Raw genomic sequence first — 13,816 nt, 5'->3', positions numbered from 1 at the left:
ACGTGATTCCTACGGTTTTGGGCTGCTGACGGGTTGCTGCAACTGGGCCTTCCAGCGCTCCAGATTGCGCTGCAGCAAGGCCTCCGTCAGACCGGACGCGGGCAATTCTGTCATCTTTTTTGCCAACTGTCCGCGCAACCATGGATCATTGCAGGCGGAGTTGTGGGACAAGGCCAGGAACAGCCCCGGTTTGTCGACAGGCTGGGGAAAGGACACCAGATCCGCCGCCATCCCCAAGGACTGGGCCATGGCCATGCCCGCGTAACGCGGCGCCAGAACATAGTCCACTTCCCCCAGGAGCAAGGTCTGGAAGACTTGGGTCAGATTCGGCAAACGCTTGAGTTGCAGATGCTCCTTGGCCATGGCCTGAAAGGGCTGGGTCAGCCTGGCCTTTTCCGATACCGCGCCGGGATGACCGACAAGATCCAACGGCTGGGCATAACTCAGGGTGGAGTCCTTGCGGGTCCACACCAGGTAGTCGTTCTGCACCAGGGCCGGGTGGATGTAGTCCAGGGACTCCAGTTCGTTCAAGGTCAGGGGCGCGTCGGCTAGCAGATCCATGCGCCCACTGCGCACTTCATCCAGGGCCTCGGAACGTTTGCCGGCGTACAGCAACTCGATCTTGAGTCCCAACTCTCCCGCCACTTGCTGTAACAGATCGGCGCTGGCCCCTATCAGGTGCTTGGGGTTCTGCGGATCGCGCCACAGGTAGGGCGGTGCGTCCGGGCTGCCGGTGACCACCAGGCGTTCGCACTTGCCCGCAGCCATCGACAGCGATGGCAACAACGCCAGACCCAACAGCGCTGACCAGCCACTCATGCGGCGCAGATCCATGGCGAAATTCTCCCCAACAAAAAACAGACAAAAAAAAGCCCGGCCAAAGGGCCGGGCTCTTTATAAGTGAAGCCGCCGGATTAGACCAGCTTCTCCAACTCAGGTACGGCTTCGAACAAGTCCGCCACCAGACCGTAGTCGGCCACCTGGAAGATCGGAGCTTCTTCGTCCTTGTTGATCGCAACGATCACCTTGGAATCCTTCATGCCTGCCAGGTGCTGGATCGCGCCGGAGATACCGACGGCGATGTACAGCTGTGGCGCGACGATCTTGCCGGTCTGGCCGACCTGCATGTCGTTGGGCACGAAGCCTGCGTCCACGGCTGCGCGGGAGGCGCCGACCGCTGCGCCAAGCTTGTCGGCCAGGGCGTACAGGTGCTTGAAGTTGTCACCGTTCTGCATGCCACGGCCGCCGGAAACGACGATCTTGGCAGCGGTCAGTTCAGGACGATCGGACTTGGCCAGCTCTTCGCCAACGAAGCTCGACTTGCCGGCATCGTGAGCGGCGCCAACGGCTTCAACCGCAGCCGAACCACCTTCAGCAGCAACGGCGTCGAAGCCGGTAGCCCGCACGGTGATGACCTTCACGGCAGCCGAGGACTGCACGGTAGCGATGGCGTTACCGGCATAGATCGGGCGCTTGAAGGTGTCAGCGCTTTCTACCGAGATGATCTCGGAGATCTGGTCAACATCCAGCTGAGCGGCAACCCGCGGCAGGATGTTCTTACCGTTGGAGGTAGCGGCAGCCAGGATGTGGCTGTAGCCAGCACCCAGCTCGGCCACCAGCGGCGCAACGTTTTCCGGCAGTTGGTGAGCGTAGGCGGCATTGTCTGCCACCAGCACTTTGGCCACGCCAGCGATTTTTGCAGCGGCTTCAGCCACAGCGCCAACGCCCTGGCCGGCGACCAGTACATGGACGTCACCACCGATTTTGGCGGCGGCGGCAACGGTGTTCAGGGTGGCCGGAGCCAGCGCCTTGTTATCGTGTTCGGCGATTACCAAGATAGTCATGATCAGATTACCTTCGCTTCGTTTTTCAGTTTCTCGACCAGTTCAGCCACCGACTTGACCTTGATACCTGCGCTGCGTGCAGCCGGCGCTTCGACTTTCAGGGTCTTGTTGGTGGAGGCGGTGGAAACGCCCAAAGCATCAGGAGTCAGCGTTTCAAGCGGCTTCTTCTTGGCTTTCATGATGTTTGGCAGAGACGCATAGCGCGGCTCGTTCAGACGCAGGTCGGTGGTGACGATGGCTGGCAGGTTCAGCGCAACGGTCTGCAGGCCGCCGTCGATTTCGCGAGTGACGTTGACCTTGTCGCCGGACACTTCGACCTTGGAGGCGAAGGTGCCTTGAGCGTAACCGCTCAGGGCCGCCAGCATCTGGCCGGTCTGGTTGTTGTCGCTATCGATGGCCTGTTTGCCCAGGATCACCAGCTGTGGCTGTTCCTTGTCGACCACAGCCTTGAGCAGCTTGGCCACAGCCAGGGAGTTCAACTCTTCAGCGGACTCGACGAGGATTGCGCGATCGGCACCCAGTGCCAGGGCGGTACGCAGTTGCTCTTGAGCAGTAGCAGGACCGATGGAGACGACGACGATTTCAGTCGCTACACCTTTCTCTTTCAGGCGTACGGCTTCTTCCACTGCGATTTCGCAGAAAGGGTTCATCGACATCTTGACGTTGGCGAGGTCGACGCCGGAGTTGTCCGCTTTGACGCGAACCTTGACGTTATAGTCGACCACTCGTTTGACAGCTACAAGAACCTTCATGGATTCCTCGTTACTCTCCGGTGAAAAGAAAGTCGCCTAGGCGAGAACCTGGCGGTTGATGCTCATCGGCACAAGGGCACCTCCAAAAACGCTGGCGCATATCAGGTTGACCTTGCTCACGGGGTGATGACCGTTCGTCAGTGGTGACCGACGAGTCATTCATTATCGCGGCGTGTAAACTGCGCACTTTCAAGCTGCGCGGTGCGTCACCTTTATTGCCTTTGCCCTGTCTTTAGAGGTGCTCTTGAAACCAACAGTCAGCCTACGGCGAGCGCAAAACCGACCGTATCTTGACCGGAACGCCTTTTCCGGTCAATACGGCAAAATAGCCGTTTATAAGCCGCGCTTCTTTGATTTATCTGGGCTGCGGCAAATTCAAACAAACGTTTGTATTGGACGCTGAGAGTGGTGTAGATATAATGCGCCGCCCAGAGAGAAAGGTCGGCCATCCTCCCCTTCTCCCCCCATTTGTAATGGGAGAAAGCGCGGATGCAACGCCAAACCTCCAATTAGAAAAAACCGTTGAGCCTTGAGTAGGAGATAGCCTAGTGGAACGCGAATACATGGAATTCGACGTGGTCATCGTCGGTGCCGGCCCCGCAGGCTTGTCCGCCGCTTGCCGCCTTAAGCAGAAGGCCGCTGAAGCCGGTAAGGAAATCAGCGTCTGCGTGGTTGAAAAAGGCTCCGAAGTCGGTGCTCACATCCTTTCCGGTGCCGTGTTCGAGCCTCGGGCCCTGAATGAACTGTTCCCGGACTGGAAGGAACTGGGCGCCCCGCTCAACACCCCGGTCACCCGTGACGACATTTATGTCCTGCGTAGCGGCGACACTTCCACCAAGGTTCCAGACTTCTTTGTGCCCAAGACCATGCACAACGAAGGCAACTACATCATTTCCCTGGGCAACCTGTGCCGCTGGCTGGCCCAGCAGGCCGAGAACCTGGGCGTGGAAATCTACCCGGGCTTCGCCGCCCAGGAAGCCCTGATCGACGAAAACGGCGTGGTCCGCGGGATCATCACCGGTGACCTGGGTGTCGACCGTGAAGGACAGCCGAAAGATGGCCTCTACACCCCAGGCATGGAACTGCGCGGCAAGTACACCCTGTTCGCCGAAGGCTGCCGCGGCCATATCGGCAAGCAACTGATCAAGCGCTTCAACCTGGACACCGACGCCGACGCCCAGCACTACGGCATCGGCCTCAAGGAAATCTGGGAAATCGATCCGGCCAAGCACCAACCGGGCCTGGTGGTCCACACCGCCGGCTGGCCGCTGGACATCATGAGCAACGAGAACACCGGCGGTTCCTTCCTCTATCACCTGGAAAACAACCAGGTCGTGGTGGGCCTGATCGTCGACCTGTCCTATGCCAACACCTACCTGTCGCCGTTCGACGAATTCCAGCGCCTCAAGCATCACCCGGTGCTCAAGCAGTACCTGGAAGGCGGCAAACGCATCAGCTACGGCGCCCGTGCACTGGCCAAGGGCGGTATCAATTCGCTGCCGAAGATGGTCTTCAAGGGCGGCGCGCTGATCGGCTGCGACCTGGGCACCATGAACGTGGCCAAGATCAAGGGCAGCCACACCGCCATGAAGTCCGGCATGCTCGCCGCCGATGCCGTGGCCGACTCGCTGTTCGCCGGTTCCGAAGGGGCTGACGAGCTGAAGAGCTACGTCGACTCCTTCAAATCCAGCTGGCTGTATGAAGAGCTGTTCGCCAGCCGCAACTTCGGCCCGGCCATGCACAAGTTCGGTCCGATCATCGGCGCCGGCTTCAACTGGATGGATCAGAACATCTTCGGCGGCAAGCTGCCCTTCACCCTGCATGACACCAAGCCGGACTACGCCAGCCTGAAGCTGGCCAAGGACTGCGCGAAGATCGACTACCCCAAACCCGACGGCAAACTCAGCTTCGACAAACTGAGCTCGGTGTTCATCTCCGGTACCAACCATGAAGAAGAGCAGCCTTGCCACCTCAAGCTGACCGACCCGAGCATCCCTCTGGGCCGCAACCTGCCGCTGTACGACGAGCCTGCTCAGCGTTACTGCCCGGCCGGCGTGTATGAAGTGATCACCCAGGAAGACGGCGAGAAGCGCTTCCAGATCAACGCCCAGAACTGCGTGCACTGCAAGACCTGCGATATCAAGGACCCGGCCCAGAACATCACCTGGGTCACTCCGGAAGGTGCCGGCGGCCCGACTTACCCGAACATGTAAGTCGCCGCGGTACACAAGAGGCCCCCTTTATGGGGGCCTTTTTCATGCCCGGGATTTGCTGGCACAGTCTCCGGTAGAAACCGACTTGTCGGCGAAGAACCCCTCAAGCCTTGTAGCGGCCCAAAGGCGTCGTCGCTGGCAAGCCAGCGCCTACGAACAGCATCTACAGAGCAACGGCCCGCTCATCCCCGGGATTACGCTCAAAGTAGCGCTTGTACTCGCGACTGAATTGCGAGGTGCTCTGGTAACCCACCCGATGCGCTACCTGGGCCACACCCAGCCCTTCTCCCACCAGCAACTGCTGGGCCTTGAGCAACCGCAGGCGCTTGAGGTACTGCACTGGCGACAGCAGGGTGCTGCGCTTGAAATGCTCGTGGAAGGTCGACGTGCTCATGTTGGCGCAGCGGGCCAGCGTCTCGACGTTCAACGGCTCGGTGTAATGCTCGTGCAGATGATTGAGCGAAGCCGCGACCCGCGCGAACTGCCCCTGCTGCTCCACCAGTGCCCGCAGCGCATCGGCCTGAGGCCCGCGCAGGGCAGCAAAGAGCAGCTCGCGCACCCTGGACGCCCCCATGACCTTGCACTCCAGAGGATCGTGCAGGCAACGCAGCAGGCGCTCCACGCAACCACGCATGACGTCGTCGAGCACCGCCGAGGTCATCGATTCCAGGGTTTGCGCCGAAGCCGCCCGGCCTTCGGCGATCCCCATGGCCAGCACCAGCTCGCTCAGGACTGCCCGGTCGATGGCAATGGAAATCCCCAGCAGCGGTGCATCGGGCAAGGCGAAGGTTTCGCACTCGAAGGGCACCGACAAGGCCTGGATCAGGTAGTGCCCGGCGCCGTATTCCAGGGTCCGCGTGCCCAGGTAGGCCAGTTTGCTGCCCTGGACAATGATCATCAGGCTCGGTTCATAGATCTGTGGACCTCGCGCCACATCACAGCTGGCCCGCAGCACCTGGACCCCAGGCAAGGCGGTGGCAACAAAACCATCTCGGCTGGCAAGGGGCTGGATCAGCGAAACCAGGGTGGCATTGGCGTCAAGGTGACGGGTCAGCAGCATGCAGAAAACTTCACGAAAAAAGGGATGAAAACATCATCGCAGGTCTGCTGGCCAATGCCGCGCAAAAACCGCCAATACCGGAGGAATAGGCATGACATGCCGAGGAATCGCCATGGCCGCCCTCAGGCTCGACGCCGAGAATGCACCGCCTCACTTGTCAGCGCTTTTGCGAGGTTCTTCATGTACACCGCCATCGGTTATGCCGCTCAATCGGCCACCACTCCCCTCGCCCCCATGAGCTTCCAGCGCCGCAGCCCACGCGCGGACGACGTCGCCATCGAGATCCTCTACTGTGGCGTCTGCCACTCCGACATCCACCAGGCCCGCAACGAATGGGGCATCGCCGTGTACCCGCTGATGCCGGGCCACGAGATCGTCGGCAAGGTCACCGCCGTCGGCGCCAACGTCAGCAAGCACAAGGTCGGCGACTTGGTGGGCGTCGGCTGCATGGTGGACTCCTGTCGCCATTGCGAAGCCTGTGCTGCGAACCTGGAACAGTACTGCCTGGAAGGTCCGACCATGACCTACGCCACCCCGGATCGGGTCGATGGCAGCAACACCATGGGCGGCTACTCCGACAGCATCGTGGTCAGCGAGCACTTTGTCGTGCGCATCCCGGAGAAACTCGACCTGGCCAGCGCAGCACCGATTCTCTGTGCCGGCATCACCACCTACTCGCCCCTCAAGCACTATGGCGTCAAGGCTGGCGACAAGGTGGGGATTCTCGGCATGGGCGGCCTGGGCCACATGGGCATCAAGTTCGCCAAGGCCCTGGGGGCCGAAGTGACCCTGTTCACCCGCTCGGCGAGCAAGGCCGAAGAAGCCCGCCGCCAAGGCGCGGACCATGTGATCGTATCCACCGATGCGGCACAGATGCAGTCGGTAGCCGGGCATTTCGACTTCCTCCTGGACACCATCCCAGTGCCCCACGACCTCAATCCCTACCTCGACACCCTGCGCTTTGACGGCGTGCACATCCTGGTGGGCCTGATCGAGCCGGTGGACCCGGCACTGCACGCCGGCAAGCTGGTGATGAGCCGTCGCGTACTGGCCGGATCGCTGATCGGCGGCATTGCCGAGACCCAGGAGGTGCTGGATTTCTGCGCCGAGCACGGCATCACCTGCGACATCGAGATGCTGGATATTCGCCAGATCAACCAGGCCTATGAGCGCATGATCAAAGGGGATGTGAAGTATCGCTTCGTGATCGACATGGCGACCTTGAAGCTCTGAATCTCGATGCCATGACGGCCCGGCTTGTCACTAGGAGGCGCTCCACGCAATACGCCTTCGCCGACAAGCCGGCTCCGGCACGGGCCAGCTGGCGCCAGCCCATGGGGGCTGTCGTCAGCCCCGGGCGAACGCCCGCAACACTTCGCCGTCCATGCGGTACTTGACCCACTCCTCCTGAGGCTGGGCGCCCAGGGACTTGTAGAACTGGATCGCCGGTTCATTCCACTCCAGCACACTCCATTCGAAGCGTCCGCAATCGTTGTCACAGGCGATCTGTGCCAGATGCCGCAACAGTTGCTTGCCCGCCCCGCCACCGCGTTGTTCCGGGGTGATGTAGAGATCCTCCAGGTACAGACAGTTGCTGCCCAGCCAGGTGGAATAACTGAAGAAAAACACCGCAAAGCCAATTGGCACGCCGTCACGCAGACAGATCAGGCCGTGGGCCGTAGCCCCCTCACTGAACAAGCTGCGCTCGATATCGGCGACGCCGGCAATCACTTCGTGACGAGCCCGCTCGTAGTCGGCGAGCTCAGTGATGAAAGCAAGAATCTGTGGGGCATCGCTGGGCAGTGCAGGACGGATTACGACGGTCATCGACGGTTCTCTAGGCGGAATCAGGTGGCCATATTAGAACGACAGCCGAAATACATGCACGGCCATTTACGCGCAAAGCTGATTCCGCGGCTCGCGGCTTACTCCGCTGTCGACTAACCCTGAGGCCTGCAGGATCAGAACAAACAGCGCAGAAGGCCATGCTAGAAAGCCCTCCACGACTACAAGCATAAGAGAGGAGTTTTCATGTCCGTGCGGGCTATGCAGGAATCCAGGGGGCCGGGGCCATTGTTCGGGTTGTTCTGTCTGGGCAGCTATCTGTTGTCACTGTCTTACGGATCGACCTTTCTCCTGTCCTTGCTGATCAGCAGCCGCGGCGGCAATGAGCACGACGCCGGCAGCGTGATTTCGGCAGCGATGCTCAGCACCTTCGTCGCGGTGATCGGTTCCGGGCACCTATCGGACTGGCTTGGCGCCGCACGTTCGGTGGCGCTGTTCGGCTGCCTGCTGGCCCTAGCCAGCCTGGGCTTTGCCCTGACCCCCGGGTTCGGCCACGCCCTGCTGCTCTTCGGCCTGACCCTGGGCCTGGGCTGGGGAGTGTTCTACACCCTGGGGCCAATCATAGTGGCGATGCTGGTGGAGCCCACGCAACGGGCCCGTTACTTCGCCCTGCTGTCGGGCAGCATGATGACCGGCATAGGTTCCGGGCCGCTGCTGGGTCGCCTGGCCAGCGCCCTGGGCTATCCCGTGACCAGCGCTTTTTTCATTGCAGCGGCGGCCAGCCTGGTGGGGGTGCTGATCTTTTGGCGGCTGGGCGCCCGCTTGAGTCGCGAACCCAATCATCTGGGGGCTTCGGCGGCCCGGATCACCAGGAGCGGTGCGGCACGCGTACTGTCTTCCAGGGCCCTGTGGCCAATCCTGATGGTGGGCCTGGGTGGCTGTGTGTTCGGCGGGCTGTCGAGTTTCCAGACCAGCTACGGTGTATCCCGAGGCGTGGACTACTCGCTGTTCTTCCTCGGGTTCATGAGCGCCGCCATCGCCAGCCGGATGCTGATCGCCGGCATCGTGGTCAAGCGTGACCCCTATCGCGCATCCTGCCTGCTATCGGGGCTGATGGTGGTGTCGATCCTGCTGTTCCTGTTTGTCGTCGACAGCAGCACCAGCTACCTGCTGGCCGCAGTGATACTAGGCGTTGGCTATGGCCTGACGTATTCAGTGATCAACGGCCTGGCCGCCAACGAAGCACCTGCCGGCAGCACCTCGCAGGCACTGCTGTTGTTCAGCCTGTCCTATTTTGTCGGGGTATTCGGCTTTCCCTGGCTGGCCGGGCGGATCATCGTCGAGGCCGGCATGCAGGCGCTGCTGTTCACCGTACTGGCAATTGCTCTGCTGAACTGGCTGATCAGCCTCGGCCGCCTGGGCTGGCGCCGAGCGTTCCAACTGCGTATCGCCCACAACCCTTAGCGCCGTTCGTCGATCATCCGGCACCAACCCCACGCCAGGGCAGACCAATATCAGGTAACGACTCTAACAATGGAGGCGACACCATGATCAAGGTCCAACTCTCAGCCCTGGCCCTGGCCGGACTGTTGTCCAGCGCCGCCCTGGCGGGCACCACAGGCCCCACCAATCCGGTAGAAGGCCCGCAATCCCCTGCCCCCCAGAGCACACCGAAGATCAACATCAACCCGCCGGCCATGGACGAAGGCTCGCTGCCGCCGGCCACCGGCACCGACCCTAGAATCCAGGGCAACGACAACGGCCGCCAGGGCGGCGCCGGCACCCTGGATGCCACGACTCCGGACAATGGCAAGACCGGTAGCGGATCGAAAACCACCACCGGTGGCTCAGGCTCAGAGGGCAGCAGCCAGTAACACCCGGCGCCGGCTCAATCCAGCTAGTGCTGCGCAAGGCTGGTGACGGTCCATCAGGCCCGCAACATTGCGTCCACTTCCGCGCTGCACGGTGCGGTGGCCGGGCCACGGCGGGTCACCGCGATGGCCGCCGCCGCATTGGCCCGACGAGCCGCTGCCTGCGGCTCATGACCCGCAGCAAGCGCGGCGACAAAGACACCGGCATGGGCATCGCCGGCACCATTGCTGTCCACTGCCTCGACCTTGAACCCCGGCACCAGCACAGCACGCCCCTCTTGATTGATCCAGCAACCTCGGGGACCGTCACGCAGTACCAACATGGCCTTGGACGACAACCTTGAGCCCAGCCGCTGCAAGGCTTCGACCATTTCCGAGCTGGCACTCAAGCGCAGGGCCTCGACCCGGTTACTGCTCCAGATGTCGATACGTGGCAACAAAGCCGCCATCAAGGGAGAATCCAACGAGCCCACCAGCGGCCCCGGATCGAACATCAGGGGCACCGAGGCTGGCAACGCCAGCACCCAGTCGACCAGGGCCTTGGCCTTGCTCGCCTGCAGCAGGCTGTAGCCACTGACGTAGAGGTAATCCCCCGCTCTCACCTCGACCTGCGCCAAGTCTTCGACCGTCAGTTCGCCCTCGGCACCTATATGGGAAATGAAAGTGCGTTCGGCAGAGGCTTCGGTCAAGGCCACGCATAGACCCGTGTCGGCCCCAAGACTGGGTTCCAGGCTCATCTGGATGCCTTCGGCCTGCATCGCCTGCCGCGCCAGATCACCAAAACGCCCCTGGCCGTGACGACCGAGATAGACCACCGGCAGGCCATTGCGCGCGGCCGCCGCCATGACATTGAAACCGCCACCCGCCTCGAAACTGGCCGACTGCGCCAGCACATCGCCGCCAGACTCCGGCAGGCGATCAACGGCCATCACCAGATCGACGATCACCTGGCCACTGTGGAGCAATCTAGGCATTGGCATTCTCGACAAAAGCCCGACGCCGGTCACGGGCGCCGCCCAGCACGCCATAGACGCCGCCGGCCACCAGGAAGGTGACGATCCAGCCCAGGCCGTTATGCCCCAGCCAGGAATCGGCCAATGGTCCCGTGAACCAGACGTCCTCGACCGTGGTGCCAATGCTGGTGAAACAGAAGCCCAGGACGATGGCCAGCACCCAGGCACCAAAGGCCCGCCATTCGATGCCGCCCTGATACCAGTAGGCGCTGCTCGGGCCCACATTCAATAAATCATCGGCGCTGTAGTAGTGGCGATGGATCAAGTCCACCACGAAGATTCCCACCCAGGCCGTGATCGGCACCGCCAGCAGGGAAATGAAGCTGATGAAGGGGCCGTAGAAACTGTCAGCGATCAACATGAAGTAGATCGACCCCATGAAGATCGCCACGATGTCCACCAGTACTGCGTAGACCCGCTTGACCTTGAGGCCCAGGGTCAGCGCCGTGAGACCGGCGGAATACACCGACAGGTTATTGGACAACAGCAGACCGCCGAAGGCAGCGATCAGGTAAGGCACGGCCATCCAGGTTGGCAGCATGTCGCGGATCGCAATGATCGGGTCCACCGCTGAGGCCAGATGATCGTTACCGACCGACAGCAAGCCTCCCAGGGTGATCAGCAGCACCAGCGGAATACCGGCACCGAAGGCCGCCGAGGCCACCAGGCGTCCGGCGGTGACCGAACGTTGCTGATAACGGGACATGTCCGCCCCAGAGCTGGCCCAGCCGATCCCGGTGCCTGCGGCCATGGTGCCGACGCCGATGATCATCGCGCTCATGGGCGCGGGGGAGGCATTGAACACTGCGGTCCAGTCGATGGTGGCACAGAGAAAGCCGCCCACCAGGACGTTCAGCGCGCCGAATCCGTAGGTGGCCCACTTCTGGATCACCAGCAACGTGGCGTGGCCCAGACCGGACACACTCAGCGTCATGAGCACAAAGATAGCGATGAACAGCAGGGTCAACAGTGGCGCGTCCTTGGCCGAGGCCGGGGTGTGGAACAGGATCGAACTCAAGGACAGGAGAACAAAGGCTGCGGTGGTGGTATTGACCGTTTCCCAACCGACTCGCGACAGCATGGACACCAGGGTCGGGCCGATATTGCCGCGCACACCGAAAATGGCCCGAGACAGGGTCAGGCTCGGCGCCCGGCCACGACGGCCGGCCACGGATATCAGCCCGACCACGGCGAACGATCCCACCGAGCCCAGGACCGCCACCAGCAGCACCTGCCAGATCGACAGGCCGCGAAACGCCACCAGGGTCGCCCCCAGGGGCAACCCGAGGATGCTGATATTGGCCGCAAACCAGACCCAGAACAGCTGCAAAGGATGACCGTTGCACTCCGCTTCCGGGACCGGCTCGATGCCACGGGTTTCCAGTTGTCCGACACCTGGCCCGGCGGTCGATGAACTCATGAATAAGGCTCCTGTTGCCATTGTTGTGATTTTTGGCAATTTCGGAAGTCGCTGAACATCCCGGCATTCCTGGCCGTGTTTTTTAGCTTTCCATAGCCATAGGTGTTCTCAGAGCAAGCTGGCTCAGCGCAGAGCCAGCAGCTCTTGTACCAGCGGCTGCAGATCCAGTTCATTGACCTGCTGCACCCGGTCGATCAAATCCCTGGGCCACGCCTCGAGCCCAAGGCAGGCGCCGAGCATGGCCCCGAGAATCGCGGCGATAGTGTCGGTATCGCCCCCCAGGCTGGCAGCCATGCACAAGGCCTCGAAGGCTTCCAGATGACCAAGCGCCACTTGCCCGGCCAGGGCAAAGCTCGTTACCACCGACTCTTGGGACGCCACCGAGGTCCCCACCAGCTCATAGAGCATCCGGGCAAACCCCTGCTTGTCGCCATCCACGCTCAGAGTGGCAGCCCACTCCAGGCGCGCGGCAATACTGGCACCGGCGACCCAGTAACCTTGCGCCTGTGCCTGCCAGGCAACCTGCCTCCCAAGGGGCAAAGCGTCCGCCAGGCAAGCGCCATTGACACCTGCGGACACGACTGCCGCCACCGCTGCCGCACTGGCAATGCCCAGGCTGGTGTTGTGGGTGACCTGGCAGGCCTGGACCACCGCCTGGATAAAACGATCGGAGTGGGCAACATCGCTGGCGATGCCCACTGGCGTGATACGCATCGCGGCGCCATTGGTGGTGCCGTAGCGGCCGGCCTCTTCCACCGAGTGACCGGCGAGGATCAGTTCAATCGCGTGTTTGGTGGAAGGCCCGAGCAGGTCCTGGGAGCCTTTGGCCTGCATCGCGGCCTCCCATTCAATCAGGCTGCTGGCCAGCGCGGTCGGAGCGATACGGCCTTGGCCCTGGACCAGCAGGCGGCCCACCAGGATCGCCTGTTCGGTGTCGTCGGTAATGGAGCCGGCAGGCATGTTCGCCGCGATCGGCTGATCCGGGCCGGCATCTTCCAGGGTACCGATAGCGCCGAAGCGCTGCTGGATCTGTTCACGACTCAGGGACTGGGTCGGCATGCCCAGGGCGTCGCCCAAGGCCAATCCATAAAAAGCGCCAAGCGCCCGCCGGAGCTGGCTCACCCTGACTCTCCAAATTGCAGGTGCAGGCGAAAATGCTGCGGGTCCAACAGGCTCTCCACCTGCTCCATGAAGCGTCCCTGGCGGTCATAGGTAGTGCGCAGGGCCTTGAGGAACACTTCTCCGGGAGCACGGCCCAGCAGCTCGGCGTCTTCGGCATTCAAGGGTTCGGCGCCGATCCACTGATCGCCACGCTCGCCGATATAGCCGTAGGCGGCCAGGGTAATGGTCAGGGAATCATCGATCAGGCCAACCCGGGGCAGGCCTTCAAGTTCGCCGGATGCAGGGATCAGGGAGCGCTCAAGAGACAGCACCCGCCCCTCGGTGCTGCGGCGACGGCGGTCCAGGGCAATGAATTGGTCAGTGCCCAGGCGGTGCTTGAGCTCGGGACGGCAGATCGCCTCCAGGCGCAACACCTCGGTATTGACCAGCGCTCCACTGTCGGCCAGCGCCTGGGCCCAACCGTGATGCTGGTCCAGGGCCACGCCATCGAAGGTGACAATGGAGCCGACGCCGCTCTGTGTGGCGATGTAGTTGCGACGCTTGAGCTCGGCCAGGGCCTCACGCAAGGTGCCGCGACTGACACCGAACTCTTCGGCCAACTGATGCTCCCCCGGAAGCTGGAAGCCGTCTTCCATGAGACCGCTTTCAATGCGCCGGATCAGCTCGTCGACCACTCTTGTTTTCTTATCGAATCGGACATGTTTGATCATGTCCGGTTGATACATGAAAGATCGGA

The 13,816-nt window shown here is 62.0% G+C and carries 14 protein-coding genes; 4 read left to right on the top strand and 10 right to left on the bottom strand.

The genetic code is table 11. From position 1 onward, the window contains the following. Positions 1 to 9 precede the first annotated feature (9 nt). The 4 genes from PQT43_RS23085 to PQT43_RS23070 all read right to left on the bottom strand — a co-directional run bounded on the left by PQT43_RS23085 (position 10) and on the right by PQT43_RS23070 (position 3,045). Positions 10 to 834 (bottom strand): substrate-binding periplasmic protein, encoded by an 825-nt coding sequence (locus PQT43_RS23085; protein ID WP_272754706.1) that lies wholly within the window; start codon positions 832 to 834, stop codon positions 10 to 12. Between the two features lie 80 nt (positions 835 to 914). Continuing rightward, positions 915 to 1,844, bottom strand: coding sequence for an electron transfer flavoprotein subunit alpha/FixB family protein (locus PQT43_RS23080; protein WP_025128724.1), 930 nt, complete (start codon positions 1,842 to 1,844; stop codon positions 915 to 917). A gap of 2 nt (positions 1,845 to 1,846) precedes the next feature. Continuing rightward, positions 1,847 to 2,596 carry an electron transfer flavoprotein subunit beta/FixA family protein gene (locus PQT43_RS23075; RefSeq protein ID WP_015634720.1) on the bottom strand — a complete coding sequence of 250 codons (750 nt, stop codon included), beginning with the start codon at positions 2,594 to 2,596 and terminating at the stop codon, positions 1,847 to 1,849. A 257-nt stretch (positions 2,597 to 2,853) separates the two neighbouring features. Next, the gene (locus PQT43_RS23070; RefSeq protein ID WP_102863892.1) at positions 2,854 to 3,045 is read right to left on the bottom strand and encodes a hypothetical protein; all 192 of its coding nucleotides are present in this window, start codon (positions 3,043 to 3,045) and stop codon (positions 2,854 to 2,856) included. A 99-nt stretch (positions 3,046 to 3,144) separates the two neighbouring features. Here PQT43_RS23070 and PQT43_RS23065 point away from each other — a divergent pair, with 99 nt between their 5' ends. Continuing rightward, positions 3,145 to 4,809 (top strand): electron transfer flavoprotein-ubiquinone oxidoreductase, encoded by a 1,665-nt coding sequence (locus tag PQT43_RS23065; protein ID WP_272754701.1) that lies wholly within the window; start codon positions 3,145 to 3,147, stop codon positions 4,807 to 4,809. Positions 4,810 to 4,972: 163 nt separating this feature from the next. Here PQT43_RS23065 and PQT43_RS23060 read toward each other — a convergent pair whose 3' ends face one another. Then, positions 4,973 to 5,869: an AraC family transcriptional regulator gene (locus PQT43_RS23060; RefSeq protein WP_102878943.1), complete on the bottom strand. Its 897-nt coding sequence runs from the start codon at positions 5,867 to 5,869 to the stop codon at positions 4,973 to 4,975. A gap of 180 nt (positions 5,870 to 6,049) precedes the next feature. Here PQT43_RS23060 and PQT43_RS23055 point away from each other — a divergent pair, with 180 nt between their 5' ends. Further along, on the top strand, positions 6,050 to 7,102 hold the full coding sequence (locus tag PQT43_RS23055) for an NAD(P)-dependent alcohol dehydrogenase (protein ID WP_102878942.1): 1,053 nt from the start codon (positions 6,050 to 6,052) through the stop codon (positions 7,100 to 7,102). Positions 7,103 to 7,216: 114 nt separating this feature from the next. Here the strand turns inward: PQT43_RS23055 and PQT43_RS23050 are convergent, their stop codons facing one another. Continuing rightward, positions 7,217 to 7,696, bottom strand: a complete 480-nt coding sequence (locus PQT43_RS23050; RefSeq protein WP_102863896.1) for a GNAT family N-acetyltransferase — start codon at positions 7,694 to 7,696, stop codon at positions 7,217 to 7,219. Positions 7,697 to 7,900: 204 nt separating this feature from the next. On the opposite strand from PQT43_RS23050, the gene PQT43_RS23045 reads away from it, so the two are divergent. Further along, a complete protein-coding gene (locus PQT43_RS23045; RefSeq protein WP_272754698.1) occupies positions 7,901 to 9,118 on the top strand; it encodes an MFS transporter in 1,218 nt (405 codons plus the stop codon). A gap of 83 nt (positions 9,119 to 9,201) precedes the next feature. Further along, positions 9,202 to 9,528, top strand: a complete 327-nt coding sequence (locus PQT43_RS23040) for a hypothetical protein (protein WP_102863898.1) — start codon at positions 9,202 to 9,204, stop codon at positions 9,526 to 9,528. A 53-nt stretch (positions 9,529 to 9,581) separates the two neighbouring features. Here PQT43_RS23040 and PQT43_RS23035 read toward each other — a convergent pair whose 3' ends face one another. From PQT43_RS23035 to PQT43_RS23020, 4 genes are all read right to left on the bottom strand, one after another. Further along, on the bottom strand, positions 9,582 to 10,499 hold the full coding sequence (locus PQT43_RS23035) for a PfkB family carbohydrate kinase (RefSeq protein WP_110595209.1): 918 nt from the start codon (positions 10,497 to 10,499) through the stop codon (positions 9,582 to 9,584). Further along, positions 10,492 to 11,958 (bottom strand): purine-cytosine permease family protein, encoded by a 1,467-nt coding sequence (locus tag PQT43_RS23030; RefSeq protein ID WP_253084478.1) that lies wholly within the window; start codon positions 11,956 to 11,958, stop codon positions 10,492 to 10,494. The genes PQT43_RS23035 and PQT43_RS23030 overlap by 8 nt, the downstream gene beginning before the upstream one ends. A 123-nt stretch (positions 11,959 to 12,081) precedes the next feature. After that, positions 12,082 to 13,080 (bottom strand): ADP-ribosylglycohydrolase family protein, encoded by a 999-nt coding sequence (locus PQT43_RS23025; RefSeq protein ID WP_213664965.1) that lies wholly within the window; start codon positions 13,078 to 13,080, stop codon positions 12,082 to 12,084. After that, complete coding sequence (locus tag PQT43_RS23020; protein WP_102864106.1) at positions 13,077 to 13,790, bottom strand: GntR family transcriptional regulator; 714 nt, start codon at positions 13,788 to 13,790, stop codon at positions 13,077 to 13,079. Before PQT43_RS23020 ends, PQT43_RS23025 begins: the two co-directional genes overlap by 4 nt. Positions 13,791 to 13,816: the final 26 nt, after the last annotated feature.

The sequence above is a fragment of the Pseudomonas sp. BLCC-B112 genome (assembly GCF_028550695.1).
Classification (GTDB): Bacteria; Pseudomonadota; Gammaproteobacteria; order Pseudomonadales; family Pseudomonadaceae; genus Aquipseudomonas; species Aquipseudomonas danubii.
Note: the sequence above shows the minus strand (reverse complement) of the source record. Positions and strands in the feature narration are given on the sequence as shown.